Source organism: Dyella sp. OK584 (assembly GCF_057787755.1).
This window is the reverse complement of record NZ_CM173542.1, coordinates 485,369-509,926: the sequence shown is the minus strand read 5'-3', so window position 1 is coordinate 509,926 and position 24,558 is coordinate 485,369. Positions and strand designations below refer to the sequence as shown.

Below are 24,558 nucleotides of genomic sequence, written 5' to 3'. Positions count from 1 at the left end.
AGTCGTCATTCGAACGAAAGCTGGAATGACGGAAACCTAATCAGACCTTTCTTGGCTGTTGTTGCGGTTTGGGGAACGCGCCGATCAGTAAATCTCGGCCACGCAGCAGCGCAGGCTGCCGCCGGCCTTCTCAATCTCGTCCAGCGGCACGGTGCCAAGCTCGAAGCCCCACGACGCCAGCGCTTCGCGTTGCGGCGTCGTCAGCGCTGCGGCGGCCACCTCGCTCATCCATACACGATGATCGGATAGCGTGATCGCGTTGCCGGCAAATGCCTGCTTCTGCGCGGTGGTGAGCCAGATGGCACGGTCTTCATAGGCGCGCGCGATGATCTTGGGGACAGCTGGATCAACAAAGCCGTCCGCAGCCAGCAATGCTGCGCGCCCGGCTAAAAGGCCGAACACCACGTTGGTGTGGTACTCAGTGGGCGAAAGCTCGAAGCAGAACGTGAGGCGAAGTCCGAACGCATCATGCATGGCGCGCGCGCCCGCTTCATTGCAGCGCTCGCCAAGGCCGCAGAACCCGACGCCACGCGAACGATCGATGACCATCGAGCCGGTAAGTTCAGCGACGAGATCGTCGTGTGCTGACAGGTCAATCTCGCGGTAGCCCAGCAGATTGCGGAAGAAGTCGCGGATATCGTCGCGCTCCGCTTCCCGCTGGCGCACAGCGTGGCGCATCCGGCCGATGATCAGCATGCCTGGCGCGGTGGCGAACACGTTGTTGGGGAACACCGCGTCTGGCGTGTGCGGATCGCCAGGGAAAGTGATGATCGGACAGTCTGCACGCAGTGCTTGTGCCAGCGCGGTGTGCTGCGCCAGTGCGCGCAGCGGATCCACGGTACGCGACATATCCATGTAACGGTTATCTCGCGCCGACTCTGCGGCCAGCATGAAATCCGCAGGCGAAAGCAGGAATGCCGCGTGAGCGGTGGCGGCGACGTTTGCTTGCGGGGCGAGGTCCGCAAAGGCGTCGAGAAAGGCCTCGGGTGAGCGGGTGATCAAGGCGGAATCCTCCATCAGGCACACGCATGCTTGTGCGATGAATCAGAGCGTATCAGCAGCCGGTTCGCACAGTTCATTCGGCTCGGCATGCAGTCGCTGGCGTCGTCGCAGCGTGGGGAACATCGTCATCCACAGCGCCACCACCACCAGTGTGCCGATGCCGCCGATCAGCGTCGCGTTCACCGCACCCACCCAGGCGGCGACCAGGCCAGACTCGAATTCGCCGAGCTGGTTGGACGTATTGATGAAGATGGCGTTCACCGCACTGACGCGGCCGCGCATGTCGTCGGGCGTATCCAGCTGCACGAGCGCGCCGCGAATCACCATGCTCACCATGTCGAACGCACCCAGCGTGAACAACGCAACCAGTGACAGCCACAGCGTAGTGGAAATGGCAAACACGAGCGTCGCCACGCCGAAGCCGGCGACCGAGGCGAACATGATCGTGCCGACCCGTCGTTCCATGTTGTGTCGCGTCAGCCACAGCGACATCAGCAGCGCACCTACGGCCGGCGCCGCGCGCAACAGGCCTAGCCCCCAAGGCCCGGTATGCAGGATGTCCTTCGCAAAGATCGGCAGCAACGCGGTGGCACCGCCCAACAGCACGGCGAACAGGTCCAGCGAGATCACGCCGAGTACATCGGGGCGGTGGCGGATGAAGTGCACGCCGGCGAACACGGTCTTCAGCGTGGCCGGTTCGCGGCGCGGTGGTGCCTGCTCGTAACGCAGGCGTCCCATCAGCAACGCCGAGATCAGGTAGAGCAGTGCGCAGACCACATACACGATACCCGGGCCGGCAACATAAAGAAGACCGCCTACCGCCGGCCCCATGATCATCGCTGCTTGCCCTGCCGTGGCGCTGGAAGCCATCGCGCGCGGCAGCATGGCGGTTGGCACGAGTGCAGGCAGCATCGACTGCATGGCGGGAAATTCGAACGCCTTCGCTACGCCGATCACGAACACCAGTGCGAGGATGGTCGCCTCGTGGGCCAGATGCATGAGGCTGATCACGGCAAGCACCGCGATCGCAAGCATGTCCACGACCTGCCCAAGCAAGACGATGCGCCGTCGCTCGAACTGGTCGGCGACGTGGCCGGCGGGCAATGCCAGCATGACCGAGGGAAAGAATTGCACCAGGCCGATCAGGCCAAGATCGAGTGCGCGGCCGGTGATCGCATAGATTTGCCAGCCCACCGCCACCGACAGCATCTGGAAACCAAAGCCGGAAGCGATACGGGCGAACCAGAATTGCACGAAGGCAGGATGCGAGCGCAGCAAATCTGCCGGCGCCGGAGCAGGGGAACGGGACATCGGGAGATCCTTGCGAGGTCGCCAGCATTATCAGTGGCTGAGGCGCGCAGGCAAGGCATGGGCGCTTCACTTGCGCATCTCACGACGTTCACCCGGTGGTGTCGATGTGGGGCCTGGCGTGAAATCGGAAGGCTGAGCGTTCGGGGTGGACCAACGGTAGATGCGCCGAACATGGTTACACCGATCCAATTCAGATCTGTCATCCGACAACGCTGGTCGGCGAACTGCCGACGAATGGTCGCGTGATGCTGCTGCTCAATGACGGCGGCAGTTGCGACGGCATCGTCTGCGGAACATCCAAACGTGCGGATGTTGCGCGACAGCGACGAGAACGAGGGCATCAACGGCGTCGTGAGGCTGGAGCGCCCCGACGCGCCGGACTGAAGCTGCTGTGTGTGGCTGGACGATATCCGTCGCCTGGAGCATCCGTATTCCCAGCTTGGCAGCGAGACGTGATGGTCTCGCTGCCCATGAATGTCACGCGCCCTGCGTCTGCGCGGCGAGCGTCGTTGTCTGCTCGGTACGGGTTTGGCGTGGCTTGGCGTCGAGCCCAAACAGCGGGCGCAACCAGCGCGAGCGGCGTATGACGAACTCGTGCATCACCGCGCAGCCGCCCACCGTGCAGGCCAGCAGTAGCGCGGGCTCCACAACCGCCCCGAGTTTCAGCGGCATCAGCCAATAGGCTGCGGCCAGCATCACGCTCTGGTGCAGCACGTACCACGGGAACACAGCTTCGCGCGCATAAGGCAGCCAGCGGAAGGGGCGATTCAGCAGATGATGGCCCCAGCCCAGCACGGCGGCGATGGCCGTCCAGACGTAGAGATAATTCAGCGCACGTATTAGCCACCGTGCTCCCATCAGCGTGGTCGCAGACAGTGACGGGACGTCGATGATGAGGCCGACGAACCGGTCGAGAAACAGAAAGCCCGCAAAACATGCCAGGGCTGTCACCAGTGCACTGCGGCGCAGACGGGAGAGCTCATCCCACAGGCTGCCGCGCGTGCCCAGCAGATAGCCGTAGAAGAACATCGTTCCGTACTGGGCATGGGCATGCCAGTCGTTGAGCAGAGCGTGGTTCTGCGGGAACCGCGCGGCCAGCAAGGCCGAGTAGGCCAGCAGGGGAAGCGCCGGCACCAACAGGAGAGCCGGGCCGTGCAGCCGTCGGCACGCACTGACCAGTCGCTGCCCGGGTGCCGATTCCAGCGCGGGAATCAGCGCCAGCAACACCATGGTGTACAGCCACACATAGGGCAGGTACCACAGGTGATTCCATGTCACGCCGAATTGCCAGCCATCGAACGCGCCGGCCGGCCACGGGCCGCCGGTCCAATAGCGCAGCAGGAACGTGCCGAAACCGGGCGCGACCAGGCCGTTGGTCACGCCTTGCACATACGGCTGAATGGGCACCACTACCGCCATGCCGAACAGCAGGGGCAGCAGTAATCGCACGCTGCGCTTCCACGCGAGCAGGGGCAGCCAGTTGCGCCCCCGCAGGAAATGAACGGCGAGGCCCGAGATCAGGAACAGCAGATCCATCCGCCAGCGGTTCAGGAACAGCATCGGGTACTGCAACCACTCGGCGAGGTAGTGGCTCTTCAGGTGAAATCCCCAGTCGCTGGCCGGGGCCACGTACAGCATGCCGAGGTGGTACAGGATCAGCAGGCCGAAGGCGAGGACGCGCAGGGCGTCGATGTCGTGGCGGCGGTTCATGGTCGGCGCTCCAGGGTTGGGATGCCGCATGCTCCACCGCCATTCGCTCCCGGTCTGCCGCCAAGTGATTGATCGCGTGGAAGTAGGGACGAGTGGTGGGCGGGTGGTGACGAAACCGGGTGGTCACTCCACGTAGAATCCGGCCCATGACGACACAGCCCGGTTTCGACTACCAGAACTTCCAGCGCTGGCGCAGGCCTTTCGAGGTGGGCTTCTGGGTAGTCATGCTCACGGCCAACACCGTCTTCAACGGCCTGGTTTCCTGGTTCGACCATGTCTATCACCGCGGGAGCACCACCGACCTGGAGCCATGGATCTGGGAGTCGAGCAGCAGCCTGGTGATCCTGGCACTGGTTCCTTTGGTGGTGATGGCGGCGCGTCGCTGGCCCTTCCGATTTGATACCTGGCGGCAAAGCCTGAAGGTTCACCTGCTCCTGACCATTCCCTACTGCCTGGTGCATGTCGCAGCCATGGTGGGGTTGCGCAAGCTGGCCTATGCAGCGACGGGCAGCCATTACGACTTCGGCAACTGGCCGGTCGAGCTGTTCTACGAGTACCTCAAGGATTTCCGCACATATTTCCTCTTCGTCGGGCTGATCTCGTTCTACGGCTTCTTCGTGCGCCGCCTGCAAGGTGAAGCGAGTCTTCTCGCCGAGCCTGACGAGGGCCCTCCGGTGGAACCGGTGGATCGGCCAGAGCGCTTCCTGGTGCGCAAGCTGGGCAAAGAGTTCCTGGTCGCCGCGCGTGACATCGAGTGGCTGCAGGCCTCGGGTAACTACGTGAACCTGCGGGTGCGTGGGCGCGACTATCCGTTGCGCGCCACCATGGCGGGCATCGAGGACAGGCTGGATCCCGGACGTTTCGTACGCGTGCAGCGCAGCTATTTCATCAATCTCGACTTCCTCGCCGAAATCGAGCCACTGGAAACCGGCGACGCACGATTGACCATGCGCGACGGCGCCAGTATCCCGTGCAGTCGTCGCTATCGCACGCAGCTGCGCGAGCGCTTCGGCGACGCAACAGCGAATGCCTAGCCATGTTCCCTCACCCCGCTGGTTAGGGTGAGGGGTCAATCTTGCGATAAGGCCAAGTCACCGCCGGTTTTGGTTTTGGCAAACGCTTCCGCGAACACCCCCCTTCGCCTCATTCCTCCCTCATAAGAGAGAGGATGCGCGCGATACCAGACTCAGCGGTTGCACCGTGCCCGTCCTCGTTTCACTCTAAACACCTCCTAGCCATCGGATGTCACCCATGAACTTGCCGCGTCTTCGCCTTGCAGCTACCGCCGTTGGCCTCGCGCTCGCTCTCGCGGGTTGTTCGCAGTCGGGTGACCAGGCCCAGGAGCCACAGCAGGCACAGGCGCCCACCGACGACTCTGCCAAGAAGCTCGACACTTATCGTCAGCTGGTGCGCATCGGCAACGACGAGATGGCTGTGACCATGGGCAAGGAGATCGTCAACCGTTTCCCGAACAGCGACGCCGCCAAGGAAGTGCAGCAAAGCCTGCCGGAGATCGAGAAGCGCTACACCGAAAACAGCGAGAAGAATCGCCTGCTGGGTTTGTGGCTGTACCAGGTGTCGCCGATGGCTGGCGGCACGCAGTCCACCGCCACCATCTACACCAGCCAGCCATCCGGCGACGACCGTGTGCGGCTGGTGCTGCGTCGTCACACCGAGTGGGGTCAGAGCGTATTCCTGTTCAGTAGTGGCCACGGCTTCGTGTGCAAATCTAATTGCACCATCAAGGCCACCTTCGATGGCAAACCCGGCGGCATCAAGGCTTTCGCGCCAAGCACTGGCGAACCGGCGCTGCTGTTCAATGACGACAAGGGCTTCATTGCGCAACTGGAGAAGGCCAAGAAGATCACCATGGACGTGACACTGCAGGACGGCGAGAAGAAAGAGACGCTGGTCTACGAAGTGGGCGGATTCGATGCATCCAAGTGGCAGCCCGTGGCGAAGCAGGCAAAGAAAAAGTGATCCGTCCACGCGCGCAGCCCTCGCGCGTTGTCATACGCAATCCCCCCAAGGAGATCGCCGTCATGGCCGTCAAACATGTTTTGGTTGTCTGCGCCGCGGCCGTGCTGCTGGCGGCCTGCGCCAGGGTCGGCAAGGAGTACACCGATCGACTCAATGCCCGCCAGCAGGCCTACGCCGCTGCGGCCGGTACACCGGTCAACAGCTTCCACTATTTCAGCCTGTGGTCGTGGGAGCCGCTCAGCGACGACCAATTGGCCGTCTATACGCGATCCAACGAGGCCTGGTTGCTTGATCTCGATGGCAAGTGCCGGAACCTGCGGTACACCAACCATATCGGCCTGACCTCAAGCGTCAGCGAGGTATCAGTGAAATTCGACCGCGTGCTTACCGGCCCGCCGGATCCCCCGTGCTTCATCAAGCAGATCCGTCCGGTGGACATTGCCAAACTGGACTCTCCGCAGCAGGGCAAGCCGCGCGAGGTGGAAGAGGCGCCGCGGCCGGCGAAATGATCGGCTGCACTGGTCAGGTATGCAGTGCATTAAGTGGTGTGATCGCGAGATTGGCCCCTCACCCCAACCCTCTCCCCGAAGGGGAGAGGGAGCAGAAAGCAGGCTTCGCTTTAGGCCCTCAGTACCTCGACGCCCCGCCGTGTAGCCGCAGTCCGTGAGGTAGCACGCCGCACGGCCGAGCTCCTATGTAGCCAACGCTTGTATTTCGCATATCGCTGTGAGCCCCTCAGGCCATTTTCTTTGGGTTACTTTTCTTTTGGGCCAACAAAAGAAAAGTGACTCGAGCGCTGGCAGGCAGTCGAAACGCCCGCCGCGGAGGCGGCAAGCTGGCGATAGCGTCACAACCTGAGGCAAGAACCGGTCGCGCACAGAGTGCGCTCCCACAAAGACCAAGCGGGCTTGTCGCAACAAGGCTCCCACTAGTGGCAGGTGGCACGCTGGCCGAACAACAACATCCATCGCTAATGAAGAAACAACTTCTCCGCAATCTTTGCGAGAGGCTTCTCCATCGCGCTCTGCAACCGCGCCGGCAGATCCAGCGGCTTGAGCAGCATCTTCACCGTCATCTCCGCAGGGATATTGCGGCGTAGCAACCCCTGTGCACGCCCTGTCACGCGACGGAACTCGGCTTCGTTGTCCTTGTGCTGCGGATAGCACTGGTTGAACACATGGCGCAGCGCGACGTCACCGTCCTCGCTCTTGATCTCGTTGACACGGCGCAGCATGGTGCGAAATACCTTGTAGCGGCTGAAACCCTCACGCTCGCGATACAGCCGAAAGTGATGGTAGAAGTGCTTGAAATGGCGCACTTCGTCACTCTTGATCTGATTGGTGAGTTGCTTGAGCACCGGTTCATCGGTGATGTCGTTGAGCGCGCGATAGAGGCACGCGGTGCCGGTTTCCACCACGCAGCGTGCGGCAAGTTCCAGGCCGCGGCTGGGCTCCAGTTGTTCGTTGGTGCACATCGCGCCGTATTCTTCCCAGAACGAGGCGAAGCCGCGGTCCCAGTCGAACTCCGGCCATACCGCCTTCACATAGGCGGCCAACGCGCGACCGTGTTGCAACTCTTCATGCTCCCAATGTTGGCTGAGCCAGGTCTGCAGTTCCTCGTCCCCCGCGAAGTGGTCGACGAGGTTGTGTGTGTACAGGTCCGAGCCACTCTCCACGAAGGAGGCGCTGCACAGCAGGAAGAACAGGTCTTCGTTCTGGCGGACGCGTTGGATCTCGATACGGCTGAAGTCCAGGCTTTCCAGGGTCCAGGGCAACGAAGTGGCGTAGTTCACGCGGGCATTCCTGTGCGGGCCGGCTGGCTCGTCGGGGCACGGCGCCAACCTGGCATGACGATATTGTGACAACAGGATACGACGGTACGGCGCCGCCGGATTAACGCGCGCCGACCTGAAGAATCGTTTAGAACCGCGGCGTGGCGACGGCAGGTATTTAGCGCACTACGGTGACCGGTACGTGGGAGCGTTGGAGCACATCGCCGGATACCGAGCCCAGCAGCCAGCGCGCCAGGGCGCCGCGTTCGGTATGACCAATCACGATGTGATCGATGTCGTGGCGGCGCACCTGTTCCAGCAACACATCGCCGGGACTGCCGCGCGCCACTTCGGCGTCGATCAGCGCGGCCGAGTCGGGCACCAGCTGTCTGACTTCTTCCAACAGCTCCGAACAGCGCTTCGCACCGGGGTCGGTGATCATCAGCGAACAGGTGTCGGCGCTGCCCTCGGTGACCTGCAGTACCGACACCACGCGCACCCTTCCTCCGCAGGCGCGCGCCAGATCCACCGCAAGGCGGACAGCACGCTGCGAAGAGGTGGAGCCGTCATAACCGACCAGCGAATACTTGGGCATGCAGTTCCTCTCGACGTAGTGCGGGCGCGCTTCAATCAGTGACCTGACGGCAGCGACGCTCGACGTGAGTGTTCTTGGCCTGCTGGTTTTCCTGGACCTTCTTGCCAGCGTACGCGCCACCGGCCACACCCGCCACCGTGGCCAGCGTGCGGCCCTTGCCGCCGCCGATCTGGTTGCCGATCACGCCACCCGCCACGCCGCCAATCGCCATGCCGGCGATCTGGTGGGAGTCGTTCGGGGAATCCTGCACCGTGACGTCCTCGCATACGGTGCGTGTCTTCTGGGGTGTCGTCGAGGTCGACGACTGGGCCAGCAGCGGACCGCTGCCGACCATCGCCCATGCTGCAATGCAAAGTATGAAGGCCCTGGTTTTCATGGTCGTGCCCTCGCTTGTCGTACGCGACAAGTGTGCGCGCGGTGCTGTTACTGAAGCATCAAGCGGGACATTTCCACACCGTATTCACGCAGGCAGCGGAGGATGAACGGATGCCTGCGCCTGTGCGGTTGCGTTCAGCAAGGTTGTCCACAATGGCAAGTGCCATCTCGTTCAACGGAAAGCCAAGGAGAACATGATGATCAAGCGTACATTCGGAATGGCGGCCCTGGTGTTGGCCTGTGCGGGTGCGACGGCGGTGTTTCCGGTCGCCAGCGCTCAGGCTGCCGAGGCCGAAGTGAAGTGTGACCTGAGCTTCAGCCTGTCCGGTTGGTCGGTGATCTACAAGCACGCGGAAGGTAGCGGCACGGTTGTCTGCAGCAATGGCCAGAAGGCCGACGTGAAGATTGCTTTGCACGGCGGCGGCCTGACCGCCGGCAAATACCGTATCGACAATGGCAAGGGTGACATCACCCACGTGCGCAACATCGACGATGTATTCGGCGATTACGCGCAGGCTGGCGCCGAGGCGGGTGTCATCAAGAGTGGTGAGGCACAAGTGCTGACCAAGGGCACCACCTCGCTGGCGCTGCATGGCAGCGGCGAGGGCTTCAATCTGGGTGTGTCCGTCGGCCAGTTCAGCATTACCCGTCGCTGATGTTTTTTTGCACTGCAACGCGGGGCGCCTCAGGGCGCCCTTCGTTTTGTCCGGGTAGCGCGTACACTGCTGCGGTTTCCCAAATCCGGAGTGCCGCCATGCGCCGTTTTTCGTTCCTGTTTCTGTTGGTTCTGCTGCTGGGTGTGATCGTGCCCGTGCAGGCTGATGAAACCCCGGTGCTGCCGCAGGTGGGCCAGCCGGCGCCTGATTTCCGCCTGCAGGATCAGAACGGCAAGTGGCAGACGCCCGCCGATCACAAGGGTCGCTGGGTAGTGCTGTATTTCTACCCAAAGGATTTCACCCCCGGTTGCACCACCGAGGTATGCACCTTCCGTGACGACGTGGCCAAGCTGCGCCAAGCTGGCGCCGATGTGCTGGGTGTGAGCCTGGACGACGTGAAGTCGCACGCGGATTTTGCCGCCAAGTACCACGTGCCGTTCCCGCTGCTGTCCGATGCAGACGGCAAGACGGCACAGGCCTATGGCGTACTCGCCTCCAAGGTCGGGTTCAAGTACGCACGCCGCACGACGTTCCTGATCGACCCCCAGGGCAAGGTGGCCAAGGTCTACCAGGATGTGGACCCGGAGAAGAACTCCGCCCAGGTGCTGGCTGATCTCGCTACGCTGAAGGCATCGTCCTGATGCTGTTGAAAGTGCGTGACGATAGCCGCTCCGGCGGCTTTGCCCTCTGGCGCATCGTGGTCTGGTTGATGCTGCTGCTGGCGGCCTATGGTTGCCTGCAATACTCGGTGCACGCCGACCAGCTGTGGCGCACGCTCCAGCAACTGCCGCCGGCAAACACCGGGGACATCGCCCAACTGCACAAGATGTTGGCTTGGGATGTGGGCTATTTCGCGGTTGCGTTCGGCGTGGTGGTGGTCTGCGCCGGCGCGATTCTTCGCCAGGTCTGGGCACGACCGGCGCTGCAGGTAGTGGCGGTGTTGCTGGCGCTGGCCTGGGGGCTGGTGGGCGGCTTGTTGCTGCTGTCGCAATGGCGCGAGTTCAGCCAGGGCGTCGAGCTGACCAATGCCCAGGCACCGCTGGACGAAGCCTCCCAAATGGCCCTGGCCCACGAGCGCCGCATCTTCCAGATGGCCCTGGCGGCCAAGGCGTTGGCCGTGCCGCTGTTGCTCTGGCTGGCCTGGTGGCTGGGGCGGCCGAAAGTCCGGGCCGGTTTTCGCAAACTGCGTTGAACAAACGCCAGGCCGGCGCTGCGATTCAGCGCCGGTTGCCGCGTCGCGGGTTATCGCTGCAGCTCCGCATGATTGCCCTTATCCCATGACCCTGCGCCGATTAACGCTAGCCCTGACTATTTCGCTCGCCAGCCTCGCGGCGCACGCGCAGGATCTGGCCACCACCTGTCACGCCACCAGCAGCTACGACCTGACCGTGGCGCCGGACCGCCTGCTGTTCGACCGGCCACAGCCGGTGCCGCATCAGGTGGAACTGCGAGACGGCACGCTGCGCACCGACGGCACGGCCGTAAACCTGCGGCCCGACGAGCAGGACCGCCTGGCCCTGTTTGAACGGGAGCTGCGCGCGCTCATGCCGCGAGTGAAGGCCGTGGCATCGAAGGGCGTAGACATGCTGGCCGCTGCCATGCATGACGAGGGCACGCGTCTTTCGCTGGGTGCCGACACACGCGCCGAACTCGATCGTCGGGTGGCCGCGCGGGCAGCGGAGCTCAAGCAGCGCATCGCCGCCAGCACCAGCACGCACGACTGGCAGGGCAACCTGGCCGACCAGTACGCCAATCAGCTCGCCTCGGACCTGATGCCGCTGCTGGCCAACGATCTGGGTCAGCAGGCCATGAATGCCGCGATGACCGGCGACCTGCAGGCCGCAGCCAGCCTGCGCGACACCGCTGCCGACCTGGCCACCCAATTGCGACCAAGGCTGGAACAGCGCATGCAGGCGCTGACGCCGCAGGTGCAGGCACTGTGTCCTTCGGTGCAGCATCTGGCCGAATTGCAGCAGGGCGTCCATAGTGCCGGCGGACAGCCTTTGGACCTGATGCAGGTGGGGCAATAGGACACCGGCTGAGCCAATGACCGACAGCCTTTCGAGATTAATCTTCGGCTAAGTGGCGAAGAGCGAGGATGGTTGGCGTAGACCTTAAGGTGTTAGGAGGCGACTTGGTGTCGCACGCTCGCGTACCGCACTACAACACGCTTATCCGGTGGGGCATCGATGACCGTGATTTCTACCGCCGGGCCCTGACGCAGGTGCGTGAACCCGGTTTACGGGCCCTGTTGGCAGAGAACCTGCAAACGCTCGATACCCTGATCAGCGACTTGCAGGCGCAAGTCCACGCCAGCGGACATTCGCCGGCCCGTCACGGCACGTTGGCAGGCGCCATACGCATGGCATTGACCGAATGGTCAGCCAGCATGTCGACCAACCCGGATTCTGCCTGGGTGAATCGTATGGCCCGCAACGAGTGCGTCTTGCTGCATCGTTTCGAACAGCAGATGGCGCATGCGTCCGACGAATCGGCCCGCGTGCTCAGCGTGCAGCTGTCGCGCCTGCATGGCATCCACAAGGACATGCATTGCCTCGCCGGCACCACGCACGGCTGAGTGACGTAACCAGTCAGGGAAACAGGCATGCCAACGACGCCCAGGGATGTGCTGGATTTCTGGTTCGATCCCTCAACCGAACCGAACTGGTTTGCCCGTAACGATGCCTTCGATGCCCATATCCGCGAGCGCTTTGGCGACACGCTGAAGGCAGCCGGGCGCGGCGAGCTGGATGGCTGGGCCGCCGCCCCCGAGGGCTGGCTGGCGCTGCTGATCGTGCTGGATCAGTTCAGCCGCAACATCCATCGGGACGACGCCCGCGCCTGGGCAGACGATGCCAAGGCACAGTCGCTCGCGCTGGCCGGGTTGGCGCGCAGAGACGATCAACGGCTGGCACCCATGAAACGTTTATTTGCGTACTTGCCGCTGGAACACGCCGAGGACCTGCAGCTGCAGCAGCAATGCGTCCATCTTTTCGAGCAACTGGTGGCGCAGCTGCCAGAGGCAAAGCGCGCACCTTTCGAAGGCTTCCTTGATTATGCCCGTCGCCACCACGATGTGATCGAGCGCTTCGGGCGATTTCCGCACCGCAATGTTGTGCTTGGTCGAAGTAATACGCCCGCCGAGCAGACCTATCTGGCCAGCCCGGGATCAGGCTTCTGAATATCGCCGTCCATCGACAAGGAGTTCGCCATGCGTCGCCGTTATCTCGTCATCCTGTTATTGACATTGAGCCTGGCCGCGCACGCCAGTAATACCTATCGCGTAGGCAGCGAGGTTCTCACCGTGGGTGACAGTGCGGTGCGTGCGATGGAGTTGCTGGGCAAGCCCGATTTCAAGGAGCCGGTGGAAAGCGACTTCGGCGGCTACCAGGGCGAGCGCTGGCAGTTTCAGCGCGACGGCGGGCACATCCTCACTGTCACCATCATCAACGGCAAGATTGCCGAGATTCAGGACCGCACACGCTAAGCCTCCGGCTGAGGGCGCGCTTCCTACGCTGGCGCACGGCACGCGACGGCTGACGACCACCATGGACCTGCCACTAACGTGACCAGGCCGCGCGAGGGCGCGGTCTTGGACAAGGAAGTGACATGCGTCGACACATGGGTTTGGTTTGCCTGATGGCGGCCTTCGCCGCCCAGGCGGGCAGCGGCACGTTGAGGGTCGGTAGCCAGGTGCTGGTGGTGGGCGACAGCGCCGCGCGAGTGGTGGAACTGCTCGGCAAGCCCGCTTATCGCTCGCACGCCAAGGCGGCGTCCAGCCACCGTTCGTCGAGCAGCAAGAAAGTCCACCGCAACAGTGCTGACGATGTGGCTGGCGAGCAGTGGCAGTACCGCGAGGGCAATCGCACCACAACCATCGTCCTGGTGGGCGGCAAAGTCAGCGCCATCCGCGACGGTGGACGCTGAGCGAAAGGAGATGGCGGCATTGCGGCCGCCCATGCGATAACGGGCGCGACTCCAGGGAGGTCGCGTCATGTCAGAAATGCCAAATGCAGCGGGAGCAGGGACCCCCAGCCTGTTGCGTCCACGTCAGGCTGGCTTGCATGGCAAGGTGACCAATATCGAGTTGTTCTTCGATCTGGTGTTCGTCTATGCAGTGACCCAGCTCTCCCACACGTTGCTGGGCAATCTCAATACGCAAGGTGCGCTGAACGTGCTGCTGTTGTTCCTGGCGGTGTGGTGGGTGTGGATCTTCACCGGCTGGATCACCAACTGGCTGGATCCGGACCGGCTGGCGGTGCGCCTGCTGCTGCTCACGCTCACCTTTGCGGGCCTGCTGTTGTCCACGGCATTGCCGGATGCATTCGACGGGCACGGGCACATCTTCGCCGGCGCCTATGTTTTCATGCAGGTAGGTCGTTCGTTTTTCATGATCTGGGCGTTGCGCCATTCTCCGCTGGCAGCGCGCCGCAACTTCTATCGCATCACCACCTGGCTGGTGGTTTCAGGCACGCTGTGGGTGGCGGGTGGCTGCATGGCAGGCCAGGCTCGCTTTGCTTGCTGGGCGATCGCGCTCACCATTGAATATCTCGGCCCCGCCTCGTTCTTCTATGTGCCAGGTCTCGGTCGATCGAGCACGGCGGAATGGAACGTCGAAGGCGGGCATATGGCCGAGCGCTGCAGTTTGTTCGTGATCATTGCCCTGGGTGAGTCGGTGGTGGTGACCGGCAGCAGCTTTGCGGAAAGCGCACGCACGCTGGATGCGTGGGCCGCGTTTGTGACGGCCTTCATTGGGTGCGTGGCGATGTGGTGGATCTACTTCGATATCGGCGCGGAACGGGCCAGTCGTTCGATCCGCGAATCCGCCGACCCGGGGCGTGCCGCACGATTGGGTTACACGTATCTGCACCTGTTGATCGTGGCAGGCATCGTGGTGAATGCGGTGAGCGACAAGCTGAGCCTCGGTCATCCGCACTCGCTCGCAGATGGCGCGCAGGTGGCGGTGTTGCTGGGCGGGCCGGCGGCTTATCTGCTGGGCAATGCGTTATTCAAGAAGACGATGAACCACACCAACTTACCGCTATCGCATCTGGTGGGGCTGGGCTTCTTGCTGATGCTGCTGTGGCCAGCCACGAACCTGTCCGTACTGTCGCTCAGCGTGCTGACCACGTTGGTGCTGGTGATCGTGGCCGTGTGGGAGACCGTTTCGCTGCACAAGCTGCGTCGTGATCTGTACGAGCAGGCGCATCAATGAGCTGCGCGCAGCTCATCCAGCAACTGCCCGGCATGCCACGCGCGTCGTTGTTGTTCCGCTTCGCGCATCAGGGCCACAAGGCGTGCATTGGCTGGGGCGCGTAAGCCGTTTGCCATCGCGAGCTGCACGATCTCGCCGTTGATCGCATCAACCTCGGTGGGACGTTTCTGTTGCAGGTCCTCCCACATCGAGGAGCGCGCGAGTGGATCGATGGCCAGCAGACGCGATGCCAGACGACGAAACCACGCATCCGGCAGTTCGAGCACACGCGGCAGCCAGTGCGGGGGCAGCGGCGTGAGGCGTGCGGGCTGGATGCCGGCTGCGGCGAATATGGCCAGCGCCTCGCGTTGCGCCAGCGCAAGACAGCGACGCCATGCACGTTGCGAGAGTTCCTCTTTCAGTGGGACATCGGATAGTGCGTTGATCGCGTTGTTGAGGTTGAGCAGCAATTTGGCGGCCTGCACGGCGGGCATGTCGTCGCGTTGCACAAGCGGCAGGCCCGCGTTGGCGAAAATCGGAACAAAGGGCGCGAGCGACGCATGACCTTCCACCATCAACTCGCCGCCCGATCCCTGGTGGAAAACACCCGGTTCCCGCTGCAGCACATTGAACGGCACCATGCCGGCAAGCACCGGGTGGCCCGGCAACGCGGCACGCAACGTCTCGGTGTTGTGCAGCCCGTTCTGGAAGCTGATCACGGGAATGCCGGGAGCGATCACCCCGGCCAGTTCGCGTGCGACGGTCGCCGTGGCAGACGACTTCACCGTCACCAGCACCAGGTGCGCCTTCGCGGCAGCGAAGGGGTCGGCTTGCAGATCCAGGTCCTTCGCAGCGACGTGGCCATGGACACCGTGCAGGTCGCTCCAGGTGAGGCCATGCAGGCGCAGGGCGCTCATCACGCGGCGGCGGCCGATATAGGTAACGCGGGCATGCTCGTTGAGCCGCGCACCCAGATAGCCGCCGACACTGCCCGCGCCATAGATGGCGATACGTGGCTGGGCATGCACGCTCATGTAATAGCTGCTGCCGCTGCGCGACCGGCGACACGGCCGGAGAACAGGCAGCCTCCGAGAAAGCTGCCTTCCAGCGCGCGGTAGCCGTGCAGGCCGCCGCCGCCGAAACCGGCCACTTCACCCGCTGCGTAGAGGCCGGGCAACGGCTGGCCGTCGTGACCGAGCACGCGCGCATCGAGGTCGGTTTCCAGTCCGCCAAGCGATTTGCGCGTGAGGATATTCAGTCGCACCGCGATGAGCGGCCCGTTCGACGGATCAAGAATGCGATGCGGTTTCGCCACGCGCACCAGCTTGTCGCCGCGATAACGTCGCGCGTTATGGATGGCCATCACTTGCCCATCCTTCGCATACGGGTTATCGAACTGCAGGTCGCGTGCCTCGATCTCGCGACGCAACTGTGCGATGTCGAGCAGATCGTTGCCGGCCAGCGCGTTCATGCCGGCCACCAGTTCCTCCAGCGTGTCGCGCACGATGAAGTCACGGCCATGCTGCTTGAACGCTTCCACTGGCGCGGGCGCGCCCTTACCGACGGCTCGCTTGGCCACTTGCCGCCAACTCTTGCCGGTGAGGTCGGGATTTTGCTCCGAGCCCGAGAGCGCAAATTCGCGGCGGATGATCTGCTGATCGAGTACGAACCAGCTGTAGTCATGGCCGGTACGGCGCAGATGTTCAAGCGTACCCAGCGTATCGAAGCCCGGCCATAGCGGCCCGGGCAGACGCTTGCCGGTGGCGTCGAACCACAGCGACGAAGGACCGGGCAGGATGCGGATAGCGTGCATCGGCCAGATCGGATTCCAGTTCTCGATGCCTTCCACGTAGTGCCACATGCGATCGCGATTGATCTGGCGCGCGCCGGCGTTTTCGCTGATGGCCAGCATGCGGCCATCCACATGCGCGGGCACGCCGCACAGCATGTGTGCCGGTGGCGGTCCAAGGCGCTGGGGCCAGTTGCGGCGCACCAGTTCGTGATTGCCACCGATGCCGCCCGACGAAACGATCACCGCCTGCGCACGCTGTTCGAACGGTTGCACTACGTCGCGAGAACTGGGTTTGCCGCGCTCCATGCCGTCGGGCACCAGCACGTCGCCGCGCACGCCGACCACGGCGCCGCCTTCCACGATCAATTCGTCCACGCGATGACGGAAACCAAATTGCAGCAGGCCCTTTGCCTGTGCCTCGCGCGCACGACGCACGAACGGTTCGATCACTCCCGGGCCGGTGCCCCAGGTGACGTGGAAGCGAGGCACCGAATTGCCGTGACCGATGGCGCCATGGCCGCCACGTTCGGCCCAGCCCACCACGGGAAACCAGCGCATACCCATGGCGTGCAGCCAGCTGCGCTTTTCTCCCGCGGCAAAATTCACATAGGCCTCGGCCCAGCGGCGTGGCCAGTGATCCTCGGCGCGGTCGAATGCGGCCGTGCCCATCCAGTCGGTCAGCGCGAGCGCCTGCGAATCGCGCACGCCCATGCGCCGTTGTTCCGGCGAATCCACGAAAAACAGGCCGCCGAACGACCAGAACGCCTGTCCCCCCAGGCTCTGTTCGGGCTCCTGGTCCAGCACCAACACCCGCTTGCCGGCATCGGCCAACTCGGTGGCGGCCACCAGGCCGGCGAGGCCGGCGCCCACCACGATCACATCGCACCCTTCCCGCATTCCCCGCCCCCTCTTGGCGATCAGCGCAGTTGAACTTAGCGTGCCTGACCGGGCCTGCCTATGCGCACTGCGTCATGGACCCTGGCGCCCGGCATGACCGATGGCACGGCATGACACCTGGCCCATGTCCGGCCTCGCGGCGAGGCGCATCGTGCAAGGCAGCCATGCGGCATTCGCACGGCATGCGGCACAGGGAGGCGACAAGCATGCGAACCACTTTCATGGCCTTCGCGCTGGCGGCGGGCGTTGCCTTTGGCGGCGCGGTGCAGGCGCGAGATATCCAGTATCACGACGGCCATTGCGGCTACTCGACCCAATACGATGTGGCCGTGACGGCCGACGGCATTGCCTACAGCCGAGACGACGGCCACCCCGGCAAGGTTTTCATGCATGACGGCCACCTGCGCGTGGATGGCCGCGATATGGCGGTTTCCGCCGATGACGCAGTGCGCCTGCGGCAGTACGAAGAGGGCGTGCGTGCCTTGCTGCCCGAAGTGGCTGGCATCGCCCGCGAGGGCGTGAATATCGGTTTTGCAGCCATGCGCACGGTGATGATGACGTTCGCCGAGAACGAAACCGAGCGCCGCGACATGGTCGGTCGCCTCGACCAGAATCATCGGCACGCACTTTCAAGTATCGACGACAGCCTTGGCAAGGGCGTTTGGAAGCAGCATGCCGTGGACGATGTGATCGAAAGCAGCATCGAGACATCGGTGTCCGACCTGGTCGGCAAGGTCACGGGCGCGGCAGTCACAGCGGCGCTGAGCGGTGACCAGAGCAAGGTGGCGGCGCTGGAGGCGCGGGCCAATTCGCTCGACAAGACCATCGACAAGGAAGTGAACGCGCGCGCCGACGAACTCGACAAGCGCGCCGAGGCGCTGTGTCCGCGACTCGGTACGCTGGAAAAGCTGCAGCAGCAATTTCAGTTCCGCCTGCAGGATGGTTCGCGCCTGCAGTTGCTCACGCATGAGAACAAGGACAACAAGAAGCTGGTAACAGCCGCGGATCGTGCACGCGCCGAGTGAGGCGACCTCGTGCACGAACCTTGAGGTCGCCGCTCCCCAGCACGACCAACCTGTGCCGCGCTCCACTCTCTGCGCGGCTTTTTTATGCATGTACCAGCGCGTGAACTCAACGGAACCTTGATAGTGGGGCTGCTAGGCTTTTGCGCTTTGTCATGCACGAGTTCTTGCCCATGCACGATTTCCTGGCGCGTCTGCATTTCTCCGAAGGTGCCATCAATACCCTCATCAACCTGAGCATCGCCGTGGTGATGTTGCTGGTGGGCCTGTGGCTGGCTGCACGCGTGGCCAACGTCGCGCGACGCGCCATGCGGCGCGCCAATGTGGACGAGACGCTCAGCGGCTTTCTGCGCAACCTGATCAACGGCGTGCTGATCGCCTTGCTGATCGTGATGACGCTGCAGCAGGCGGGCGTGCCTTCGGCACCGCTGGTGGCTGCGCTGGGCGCTGGCGGCCTGGCCATTGGTCTGGCGCTGCAGGGGTCGCTCAGCAACCTTGCGTGGGGCGTGTTGCTCATCATCTTCCGGCCGTTCCGCGTGGGCGACTTCGTCAATGCCGGCGGCATTGATGGCACGGTGGAGAGCGTGAGCCTGATGCATACCGTGCTGGTGATGCCGGACAACCGCGAAGCCGTGGTGCCCAACGCGAAGATCGGTTCCGACGCCATCATCAATTTCAACCGTCGCGGCACGCGCCGCTTCGAGCTGAGGGTGGGCGTCGGCTACAAGGACAACATCGGCAAGGCCATGGATCTGGTGCGCCAGCTGTATGCCGCCGACGCGCGCATCCTGCGCGACCCCGAGCCCGGCATATGGGTCGAGAGTCTGGGCGAGAACGCGGTGAGGCTGGTGTTGCGTGCCTATACGCGCATCGACGACTTCTGGCCTGCGCAAACCGATCTGCTGAGCGCGTTGAAGGAGCGTTTTGAGGCCGAGGGCATCAGCATTCCGATCCCGCAGCGTGAGTTGACGGTGGTGCAGGGGCGCTTACCGGAACAGGCCAGCTGACCCGTGATTGCCCGGCGCTCCGACGGATTCGCCTGATCGCCGCCAAAATGGCCTGCATACGTATGCGAATGGTGGATTCAAACGATCCAAAAGCGTCCGGAAGCGGGTCTCGTTCGCTATGATTAAAGCCTTACGCGGCCGTCATCCCCGCACGGCACGCCATTGCCATCCGTAGGAGAAACCATGGCCGACCTCAAAGAAGCACGCGTTCCCGATATCGGCAGCGAGAACGTGCCGGTGATCGAAGTGCTGGTGAAGCCGGGCGACAAGGTCGCCAAGGAACAGGGCCTGGTCACGCTGGAGTCCGACAAGGCGACCATGGAAGTGCCGGCCCCGTTCGCGGGCACGGTGAAGGAAGTGAAGCTCAAGGTGGGCGACGAGGTGTCCGAGGGCGCCCTGATCGCCATCATCGAGGCAGAAGGCGAGGCAGCCGCGCCCGCCCCGGCGCCGCAGTCCGCGCCCGCCAAGGCCGAGGCGCCCGCCAAGGCGGCACCTGCACCCGCTCCAGCCCCTGCTCCTGCGGCTGCCCCGGCAGCCAGCGGCGGTGTGCGCGAAGTGCTGGTGCCGGACATCGGCAGCAGCGGCGTGCCGGTGATCGAGATCCTGGTGAAGGTGGGCGACACCATCACCAAGGACCAAAGCCTGATCACGCTCGAATCGGACAAGGCGACGATGGAAGTGCCGGCGCCGTTCGCAGGCGTGGTGAAGGAGATCAAGGTCAAGGTGGGCGACGAGCTGTCCGAAGGCAGCCTGATCGCCCTGGTCGAAGCCGCCGTTGGCGCACCCGCCGCCGCGCCGGCACCGCAGGCCGCAGCGCCCACCAAGGTGGAAGCGCCCAAGGTCGAGGAGAAACCCGAGCCGATCGGTGGCCGCAGCGTGCTGCCGGGCAACGCACCGGAAGGTGACGTGGCGCCGACGGCCCGTCCGCCGTTCGATTCGGGCATCGTCATGCCGGGCGACGCCCCGTACGCCAGCCCCGCCATCCGCGCTTTCGCGCGCGAGCTGGGCGTGGACGTTCGGCAGGTGAAGGGCACCGGCCGCGGTGGCCGTATTCAGCGCGAAGACGTCGGTGCGTACGTGAAGCACGCGCTGGCTTCCGGCGCGCGTCCCACCGGTGCGCCAGTGGCGACAGGCGGCGGCCTCAACCTGCTGCCGTGGCCCAAGGTCGACTTCGCCAAGTTCGGCGAGATCGAAGAGAAGCCGCTGACGCGCATCCAGAAGATCTCCGGCGCCAACCTGGCGCGCAACTGGGCAATGATCCCGCACGTCACCCAGCACGAAGACGCCGACATCACCGAGCTGGAAGCGTTCCGCAAGAAGCTCGGCGAAGAGAACAAGGATCTGAAGGTCACCCCGCTGGTATTCCAGATCAAGGCAGTGGTCGCGGCGCTCAAGAAGTTCCCGCAGTTCAATGCCTCGCTCGACGTGAGCGGCGAGAAGCTGATCCTCAAGAAGTACTTCCACATCGGCATCGCGGTGGATACGCCCGATGGCCTGGTGGTGCCTGTGATCCGCGATTGCGACAAGAAGGGTCTGATCGACCTGGCCGTCGAGCTGGGCGAGATCTCCAAGAAGGCACGCGACAAGAAGCTCGGCCCGGCCGAGATGTCTGGCGGCTGCTTCTCGATCTCCTCGCTCGGCGGTATTGGCGGTACGTCGTTCACGCCGATCGTCAATGCGCCGGAAGTGGCCATTCTGGGCGTGTCCAAGGCGTCCATGAAGCCGGTGTGGAACGGCAAGGAATTCGCGCCGCGCCTGATGTTGCCGCTGTCGCTCAGCTACGACCACCGTGTGATCGACGGCGCGCTCGCCGCGCGCTTCGCCACCTTCCTCGCGCAGCAGCTGGGCGACATCCGCCGCCTGCTCCTGTAATTGCTCCCTCTCCCCCCCGGGGAGAGGGTTGGGGTGAGGGGTGGCTCTTGCGTCGCCCCTCATGCGTAGCGAAAAGAATTCAAGGATTCCCCATGGCAAGCACCATCGAAATCAAAGTCCCCGACATCGGCGGTCACGACAACGTGCCGGTGATCGAGGTGCTGGTGAAGGTCGGCGACACGGTCGCCAAGGAACAGAGCCTGATCACGCTCGAATCGGACAAGGCGACGATGGAGATTCCCTCCAGCACCGCCGGCGTGATCAAGGAGTTGAAAGTGAAGGTGGGCGACGAAGTGTCCGAAGGCGCGGTTATTGCCGTGCTCGAGACTTCGGACGTCACCACTTCTCCCTCTCCCCCCCGGGGAGAGGGCCGGGGTGAGGGGACAACCTCGCCTCAGTCCAGCACTAGCAGCGCTCCCGCGAGCGCCCGCCCTTCACCACCTTCAGGTGGCTCACCTCAATCCTCTCCCCAGAGAGGAGAGGAAGCGAAGGCGCCGCAAGCGGCAGGTTCGTCGGGTCGCAAGGCTGACATCGAGTGCAAGCTCGTCGTGCTCGGCTCTGGCCCCGGTGGCTACACCGCTGCATTCCGCGCTGCGGACCTCGACGTCGACACCGTGCTCATCGAGCGCTACGCCACGCTCGGCGGCGTCTGCCTCAACGTGGGCTGCATCCCGTCCAAGGCGCTGCTGCATGCGGCGGCCGTGATCGACGAAGCCGAGGCGATGGCCGCACACGGCGTGACCTTCGGCGCACCGAAGATCGACCTCGACAAGCTGCGTGATTTCAAGATCAAGGTGGTCGGCAAACTCACCGGCGGCCTTTCCTCCATGGCCAAGCAGCGCAAGGTGCGCACGGTGCAGGGCGTGGGCACGTTCATTTCGCCGAACGAAATGGAAGTCCAGACGGCCGAAGGCACCAAGGTGCTCCGCTTCGAGTACGCCATCATCGCGGCTGGTTCGCAGGCGGTGAAGTTGCCTGCGTTCCCGTGGGACGACGACCGCATCATGGAATCCACCGGCGCGCTGGAACTGAAGGACGTGCCGAAGAAGCTGCTGGTAGTTGGCGGCGGCATCATCGGCCTGGAAATGGCCACGGTGTATTCCGCGCTCGGCAGCGAAGTGACCGTGGTTGAGTTCATGGACCAGATCATCCCGGGCACCGATGCCGACCTGGTCAAGCCGCTGGCGCAGCGCCTGGCCAAGAAGCTCAAGGGCGTGCACCTCAAGACCAAGGTGGTCGAGGCCAAGGCCACCAAGAAGGGCATCGAGGTCAGCTACGAAGGCGTGAGCATTCCCGAGAACAAGCTGTTCGATCGCGTGCTGGTCGCGGTGGGCCGCTCGCCCAACGGCGGCAAGATCGGCGCCGACAAGGCCGGCGTGGCCGTGACCGAGCGCGGCTTCATCAACGTTGACACGCAGATGCGCACCAACGTGAAGCACATCTTCGCCATCGGCGATCTGGTGGGTCAGCCCATGCTGGCGCACAAGGCCACGCATGAAGCGCGCGTCGCCGCCGAAGTGGTGTCGGGCATGAAGAGCCATTTCGATGCGCGTGTGATTCCGTCGGTGGCCTTCACCGACCCGGAAGTGGCATGGGTCGGCGTTTCCGAGCGCGAGGCGAAGGAGAAGGGTCTCAAGATCGGCGTGGGCAAGTTCCCGTGGGCAGCCAGCGGCCGGGCCATTGGCATCGACCGCACAGAAGGCTTTACCAAGCTGATCTTCGACGAAGAGACACACCGCGTCGTGGGCGGCGCCATCGTCGGTCCGCATGCGGGCGACCTCATCAGCGAGATCGCGCTGGCAATCGAGATGGGCGCGGAAGCGGCGGACATCGGCCTGACCATCCACCCGCATCCGACGCTGAGCGAATCGGTGGGTATGGCGGCTGAGGCCTACGAAGGCACCATCACCGACCTGTACATTCCGAAAAAGAAGTAAGCGCTCTCGAGCGAAGAAAAAAAGCCCGGGGAAACCCGGGCTTTTTTTGTGGTTCGCCACGGCAGATATCAGCCGTGGCGCCGATCCTCAGTTCGATTCGGTGAACTGAATCGACGGCGTCGTGCCACCCGCCGTGGAGCAACTGCCGAGGTTGAGGTTGTTGCTCTCGCCAGTCGTGCCGGAGTTGGCCACGCACGACGGTGCAGTGGTGGATCCGTCGTTCACCGCCACATTCACTGTGATCGACGAGCCGCTGTTGAATACGGCTTCCGATCCACCGGCATTGCCGACTACATTAAACTCCGACTCTTTCCAGACCTGGGCGAGTAAAAGGACGCTGTCCTTGCCGCTGGAACTGTAGGCCTGGGTGCCATTGGTGAAGACCACAGTGTCGTTGCCGCCCGACGTGACGGTGCCAGTGAGCTTTACGTTGGCGAGCTGCGTGGCGGGCACGTCAGGCGCCGTGGCGGCCGCGCTGTTCTTGTAGCAGTCGCCCGCGCCGTCACTGCCCCAGCCACTCGGGCAGCGATGGCCGCCGTAGCCGATCAGCCAGTACTGCATGAATACTGCCGCCTGGCCGTTGACTTCGTAATCGGGCGCATACACGAACTGCTGCCACACGGTGCAGCCGGAGTGGCCGGCACAGGCCGACGTGGTCGAACTGAAGCTCGAGTTGATCTGCAGCGAATACTCGTTTGGCCCCAGGATGCCGCCATTGCCGTACGCTGGCACGCCCACACCGCTTTCCGACGTCACACCCGTCACCGACGGAAAGCTGCCTACCGCCTGCGTGATAAGGCTCGATGTCTGCAGCGTGTAGTCGTTGCCGTTGCCGGCAGTCTCCGACGCACCGAACATCGACCAACGCGGCACGGGATGAACGCGCGGCACTACTTCCCTGCACACCACCTGATGCCAGACGATGCTGGGATAGGTGGCCTGGAAGCATCCTTCCGACGGTGTGGCGATCTGCGCGATGTCTTCGCGCCAATTTGCGCGCGCCTGCGCTTCCAGCGGACCGACAATCTCGGCAGGAGGCTGGAGGGAAACATGGTTGGACGGCGCGGCATGAGCGACGGGAAGCCAGGCGACACTGACGAGGCCGGCGAGTAGTGCGAACTTCAAATTGGCCTGCATGGAAATTCTCCCTGGTACGCGAATAGCTATCGGTTTCGACCCTGGACAATCCATGGCCGATGATTTCCAACAACAACTCACCTACTCGCCAGCAACTGGGACAGTTGCAGCGAATTTCAGGCGGTAGATTTTTTCCCCTCCGCGACACTGAGGTTGACGCGGTGGTTCTCCCCACGTGCGAGCGCTCAACGTTGGACGACACGAGCACTGCGGCGGCCTTGGTAACGCATTCGCAACGTGCTTGCAAATCGAAAAAACATGCGTGACATCGCGACAGAAGAGCGCAAGGATCGGCGCGCC

At 63.6% G+C, this 24,558-nt stretch carries 26 protein-coding genes; 17 read left to right on the top strand and 9 right to left on the bottom strand.

Annotated features, from left to right (window positions below; genetic code table 11):
- Positions 1–84: 84 nt before the first annotated feature.
- Together AC3CBN_RS02235 and AC3CBN_RS02230 are read right to left on the bottom strand one after the other, a co-directional pair.
- Positions 85–1,002 (bottom strand): arginine deiminase-related protein, encoded by a 918-nt coding sequence (locus AC3CBN_RS02235; protein ID WP_488635205.1) that lies wholly within the window; start codon positions 1,000–1,002, stop codon positions 85–87.
- 42 nt (positions 1,003–1,044) lie between these two features.
- Positions 1,045–2,313 (bottom strand): MFS transporter, encoded by a 1,269-nt coding sequence (locus tag AC3CBN_RS02230; protein WP_488635204.1) that lies wholly within the window; start codon positions 2,311–2,313, stop codon positions 1,045–1,047.
- Between the two features lie 258 nt (positions 2,314–2,571).
- Between AC3CBN_RS02230 and AC3CBN_RS02225 the strand changes: the two genes are divergently transcribed.
- Entirely contained in the window at positions 2,572–2,697 is a 126-nt protein-coding gene (locus AC3CBN_RS02225; RefSeq protein ID WP_488635203.1) for a DUF3247 family protein, read from the top strand.
- 93 nt (positions 2,698–2,790) lie between these two features.
- Here the strand turns inward: AC3CBN_RS02225 and AC3CBN_RS02220 are convergent, their stop codons facing one another.
- The gene (locus tag AC3CBN_RS02220) at positions 2,791–4,023 is read right to left on the bottom strand and encodes an acyltransferase family protein (RefSeq protein ID WP_488635202.1); all 1,233 of its coding nucleotides are present in this window, start codon (positions 4,021–4,023) and stop codon (positions 2,791–2,793) included.
- 146 nt (positions 4,024–4,169) lie between these two features.
- Here AC3CBN_RS02220 and AC3CBN_RS02215 point away from each other — a divergent pair, with 146 nt between their 5' ends.
- The 3 genes from AC3CBN_RS02215 (at position 4,170) to AC3CBN_RS02205 (ending at position 6,512) form a co-directional block, all read left to right on the top strand.
- Complete coding sequence (locus AC3CBN_RS02215) at positions 4,170–5,057, top strand: LytTR family DNA-binding domain-containing protein (protein ID WP_488635201.1); 888 nt, start codon at positions 4,170–4,172, stop codon at positions 5,055–5,057.
- 217 nt (positions 5,058–5,274) lie between these two features.
- Positions 5,275–6,003: a hypothetical protein gene (locus AC3CBN_RS02210; protein WP_488635200.1), complete on the top strand. Its 729-nt coding sequence runs from the start codon at positions 5,275–5,277 to the stop codon at positions 6,001–6,003.
- Between the two features lie 62 nt (positions 6,004–6,065).
- Positions 6,066–6,512 (top strand): DUF6491 family protein, encoded by a 447-nt coding sequence (locus AC3CBN_RS02205; RefSeq protein WP_488635199.1) that lies wholly within the window; start codon positions 6,066–6,068, stop codon positions 6,510–6,512.
- Positions 6,513–6,973: 461 nt separating this feature from the next.
- Here the strand turns inward: AC3CBN_RS02205 and AC3CBN_RS02200 are convergent, their stop codons facing one another.
- The 3 genes from AC3CBN_RS02200 to AC3CBN_RS02190 all read right to left on the bottom strand — a co-directional run bounded on the left by AC3CBN_RS02200 (position 6,974) and on the right by AC3CBN_RS02190 (position 8,745).
- Positions 6,974–7,795 (bottom strand): ferritin-like domain-containing protein, encoded by an 822-nt coding sequence (locus AC3CBN_RS02200; protein ID WP_488635198.1) that lies wholly within the window; start codon positions 7,793–7,795, stop codon positions 6,974–6,976.
- Between the two features lie 157 nt (positions 7,796–7,952).
- Entirely contained in the window at positions 7,953–8,369 is a 417-nt protein-coding gene (locus tag AC3CBN_RS02195) for a universal stress protein (protein ID WP_488635197.1), read from the bottom strand.
- 31 nt (positions 8,370–8,400) lie between these two features.
- Positions 8,401–8,745 carry a glycine zipper 2TM domain-containing protein gene (locus tag AC3CBN_RS02190; RefSeq protein ID WP_488635196.1) on the bottom strand — a complete coding sequence of 115 codons (345 nt, stop codon included), beginning with the start codon at positions 8,743–8,745 and terminating at the stop codon, positions 8,401–8,403.
- Positions 8,746–8,941: 196 nt separating this feature from the next.
- Between AC3CBN_RS02190 and AC3CBN_RS02185 the strand changes: the two genes are divergently transcribed.
- The 9 genes from AC3CBN_RS02185 (at position 8,942) to AC3CBN_RS02145 (ending at position 14,615) form a co-directional block, all read left to right on the top strand.
- Positions 8,942–9,400, top strand: coding sequence for a hypothetical protein (locus AC3CBN_RS02185; RefSeq protein WP_488635195.1), 459 nt, complete (start codon positions 8,942–8,944; stop codon positions 9,398–9,400).
- Between the two features lie 98 nt (positions 9,401–9,498).
- Positions 9,499–10,041, top strand: a complete 543-nt coding sequence (locus AC3CBN_RS02180) for a peroxiredoxin (RefSeq protein ID WP_488635194.1) — start codon at positions 9,499–9,501, stop codon at positions 10,039–10,041.
- On the top strand, positions 10,041–10,592 hold the full coding sequence (locus AC3CBN_RS02175; protein WP_488635193.1) for a hypothetical protein: 552 nt from the start codon (positions 10,041–10,043) through the stop codon (positions 10,590–10,592). Before AC3CBN_RS02180 ends, AC3CBN_RS02175 begins: the two co-directional genes overlap by 1 nt.
- Before the next feature lie 85 nt (positions 10,593–10,677).
- The gene (locus AC3CBN_RS02170) at positions 10,678–11,430 is read left to right on the top strand and encodes a DUF2884 family protein (RefSeq protein ID WP_488635192.1); all 753 of its coding nucleotides are present in this window, start codon (positions 10,678–10,680) and stop codon (positions 11,428–11,430) included.
- A gap of 107 nt (positions 11,431–11,537) precedes the next feature.
- The gene (locus tag AC3CBN_RS02165) at positions 11,538–11,978 is read left to right on the top strand and encodes a PA2169 family four-helix-bundle protein (protein WP_488635191.1); all 441 of its coding nucleotides are present in this window, start codon (positions 11,538–11,540) and stop codon (positions 11,976–11,978) included.
- Positions 11,979–12,005: 27 nt separating this feature from the next.
- Positions 12,006–12,581, top strand: coding sequence for a DUF924 family protein (locus AC3CBN_RS02160; RefSeq protein ID WP_488635190.1), 576 nt, complete (start codon positions 12,006–12,008; stop codon positions 12,579–12,581).
- 30 nt (positions 12,582–12,611) lie between these two features.
- Positions 12,612–12,887, top strand: coding sequence for a DUF2845 domain-containing protein (locus AC3CBN_RS02155; protein ID WP_488635189.1), 276 nt, complete (start codon positions 12,612–12,614; stop codon positions 12,885–12,887).
- 122 nt (positions 12,888–13,009) lie between these two features.
- Entirely contained in the window at positions 13,010–13,327 is a 318-nt protein-coding gene (locus AC3CBN_RS02150; protein WP_488635188.1) for a DUF2845 domain-containing protein, read from the top strand.
- A gap of 67 nt (positions 13,328–13,394) precedes the next feature.
- Positions 13,395–14,615, top strand: coding sequence for a low temperature requirement protein A (locus AC3CBN_RS02145; RefSeq protein WP_488635187.1), 1,221 nt, complete (start codon positions 13,395–13,397; stop codon positions 14,613–14,615).
- Here AC3CBN_RS02145 and AC3CBN_RS02140 read toward each other — a convergent pair.
- The gene (locus AC3CBN_RS02140; RefSeq protein WP_488635186.1) at positions 14,609–15,628 is read right to left on the bottom strand and encodes a 2-dehydropantoate 2-reductase; all 1,020 of its coding nucleotides are present in this window, start codon (positions 15,626–15,628) and stop codon (positions 14,609–14,611) included. The genes AC3CBN_RS02145 and AC3CBN_RS02140 overlap by 7 nt on opposite strands.
- Positions 15,625–17,283 (bottom strand): FAD-binding dehydrogenase, encoded by a 1,659-nt coding sequence (locus tag AC3CBN_RS02135; RefSeq protein ID WP_488635185.1) that lies wholly within the window; start codon positions 17,281–17,283, stop codon positions 15,625–15,627. Before AC3CBN_RS02135 ends, AC3CBN_RS02140 begins: the two co-directional genes overlap by 4 nt.
- Before the next feature lie 206 nt (positions 17,284–17,489).
- Here AC3CBN_RS02135 and AC3CBN_RS02130 point away from each other — a divergent pair, with 206 nt between their 5' ends.
- From AC3CBN_RS02130 to lpdA, 4 genes are all read left to right on the top strand, one after another.
- The gene (locus AC3CBN_RS02130; protein WP_488635184.1) at positions 17,490–18,308 is read left to right on the top strand and encodes a DUF2884 family protein; all 819 of its coding nucleotides are present in this window, start codon (positions 17,490–17,492) and stop codon (positions 18,306–18,308) included.
- Positions 18,309–18,478: 170 nt separating this feature from the next.
- The gene (locus AC3CBN_RS02125; RefSeq protein ID WP_488635183.1) at positions 18,479–19,312 is read left to right on the top strand and encodes a mechanosensitive ion channel family protein; all 834 of its coding nucleotides are present in this window, start codon (positions 18,479–18,481) and stop codon (positions 19,310–19,312) included.
- A gap of 183 nt (positions 19,313–19,495) precedes the next feature.
- The gene (aceF, locus tag AC3CBN_RS02120; RefSeq protein ID WP_488635182.1) at positions 19,496–21,184 is read left to right on the top strand and encodes a dihydrolipoyllysine-residue acetyltransferase; all 1,689 of its coding nucleotides are present in this window, start codon (positions 19,496–19,498) and stop codon (positions 21,182–21,184) included.
- A gap of 92 nt (positions 21,185–21,276) precedes the next feature.
- The gene (gene lpdA, locus AC3CBN_RS02115; RefSeq protein WP_488635181.1) at positions 21,277–23,121 is read left to right on the top strand and encodes a dihydrolipoyl dehydrogenase; all 1,845 of its coding nucleotides are present in this window, start codon (positions 21,277–21,279) and stop codon (positions 23,119–23,121) included.
- An 87-nt stretch (positions 23,122–23,208) separates the two neighbouring features.
- On the opposite strand, the gene AC3CBN_RS02110 is transcribed toward lpdA, so the two are convergent.
- The gene (locus AC3CBN_RS02110; RefSeq protein ID WP_488635180.1) at positions 23,209–24,258 is read right to left on the bottom strand and encodes a hypothetical protein; all 1,050 of its coding nucleotides are present in this window, start codon (positions 24,256–24,258) and stop codon (positions 23,209–23,211) included.
- Positions 24,259–24,558 lie beyond the last annotated feature (300 nt).

What these genes read in the sequence shown, in the direction of transcription:
- AC3CBN_RS02175 (WP_488635193.1), top strand. Translation starts at nt 10,041, where the DNA reads ATGCTGTTGAAAGTGCGTGACGATAGCCGCTCCGGCGGCTTTGCCCTC.
- AC3CBN_RS02170 (WP_488635192.1), top strand. Translation starts at nt 10,678, where the DNA reads ATGACCCTGCGCCGATTAACGCTAGCCCTGACTATTTCGCTCGCCAGC.
- AC3CBN_RS02225 (WP_488635203.1), top strand. Translation starts at nt 2,572, where the DNA reads ATGACGGCGGCAGTTGCGACGGCATCGTCTGCGGAACATCCAAACGTG.
- AC3CBN_RS02135 (WP_488635185.1), bottom strand. Translation starts at nt 17,283, where the DNA reads ATGCGGGAAGGGTGCGATGTGATCGTGGTGGGCGCCGGCCTCGCCGGC.
- AC3CBN_RS02155 (WP_488635189.1), top strand. Translation starts at nt 12,612, where the DNA reads ATGCGTCGCCGTTATCTCGTCATCCTGTTATTGACATTGAGCCTGGCC.
- AC3CBN_RS02190 (WP_488635196.1), bottom strand. Translation starts at nt 8,745, where the DNA reads ATGAAAACCAGGGCCTTCATACTTTGCATTGCAGCATGGGCGATGGTC.
- AC3CBN_RS02215 (WP_488635201.1), top strand. Translation starts at nt 4,170, where the DNA reads ATGACGACACAGCCCGGTTTCGACTACCAGAACTTCCAGCGCTGGCGC.
- aceF (WP_488635182.1), top strand. Translation starts at nt 19,496, where the DNA reads ATGGCCGACCTCAAAGAAGCACGCGTTCCCGATATCGGCAGCGAGAAC.
- AC3CBN_RS02145 (WP_488635187.1), top strand. Translation starts at nt 13,395, where the DNA reads ATGTCAGAAATGCCAAATGCAGCGGGAGCAGGGACCCCCAGCCTGTTG.
- AC3CBN_RS02125 (WP_488635183.1), top strand. Translation starts at nt 18,479, where the DNA reads ATGCACGATTTCCTGGCGCGTCTGCATTTCTCCGAAGGTGCCATCAAT.
- AC3CBN_RS02140 (WP_488635186.1), bottom strand. Translation starts at nt 15,628, where the DNA reads ATGAGCGTGCATGCCCAGCCACGTATCGCCATCTATGGCGCGGGCAGT.
- AC3CBN_RS02130 (WP_488635184.1), top strand. Translation starts at nt 17,490, where the DNA reads ATGCGAACCACTTTCATGGCCTTCGCGCTGGCGGCGGGCGTTGCCTTT.
- AC3CBN_RS02195 (WP_488635197.1), bottom strand. Translation starts at nt 8,369, where the DNA reads ATGCCCAAGTATTCGCTGGTCGGTTATGACGGCTCCACCTCTTCGCAG.
- lpdA (WP_488635181.1), top strand. Translation starts at nt 21,277, where the DNA reads ATGGCAAGCACCATCGAAATCAAAGTCCCCGACATCGGCGGTCACGAC.
- AC3CBN_RS02180 (WP_488635194.1), top strand. Translation starts at nt 9,499, where the DNA reads ATGCGCCGTTTTTCGTTCCTGTTTCTGTTGGTTCTGCTGCTGGGTGTG.
- AC3CBN_RS02230 (WP_488635204.1), bottom strand. Translation starts at nt 2,313, where the DNA reads ATGTCCCGTTCCCCTGCTCCGGCGCCGGCAGATTTGCTGCGCTCGCAT.
- AC3CBN_RS02220 (WP_488635202.1), bottom strand. Translation starts at nt 4,023, where the DNA reads ATGAACCGCCGCCACGACATCGACGCCCTGCGCGTCCTCGCCTTCGGC.
- AC3CBN_RS02185 (WP_488635195.1), top strand. Translation starts at nt 8,942, where the DNA reads ATGATCAAGCGTACATTCGGAATGGCGGCCCTGGTGTTGGCCTGTGCG.
- AC3CBN_RS02210 (WP_488635200.1), top strand. Translation starts at nt 5,275, where the DNA reads ATGAACTTGCCGCGTCTTCGCCTTGCAGCTACCGCCGTTGGCCTCGCG.
- AC3CBN_RS02110 (WP_488635180.1), bottom strand. Translation starts at nt 24,258, where the DNA reads ATGCAGGCCAATTTGAAGTTCGCACTACTCGCCGGCCTCGTCAGTGTC.
- AC3CBN_RS02150 (WP_488635188.1), top strand. Translation starts at nt 13,010, where the DNA reads ATGCGTCGACACATGGGTTTGGTTTGCCTGATGGCGGCCTTCGCCGCC.
- AC3CBN_RS02160 (WP_488635190.1), top strand. Translation starts at nt 12,006, where the DNA reads ATGCCAACGACGCCCAGGGATGTGCTGGATTTCTGGTTCGATCCCTCA.
- AC3CBN_RS02205 (WP_488635199.1), top strand. Translation starts at nt 6,066, where the DNA reads ATGGCCGTCAAACATGTTTTGGTTGTCTGCGCCGCGGCCGTGCTGCTG.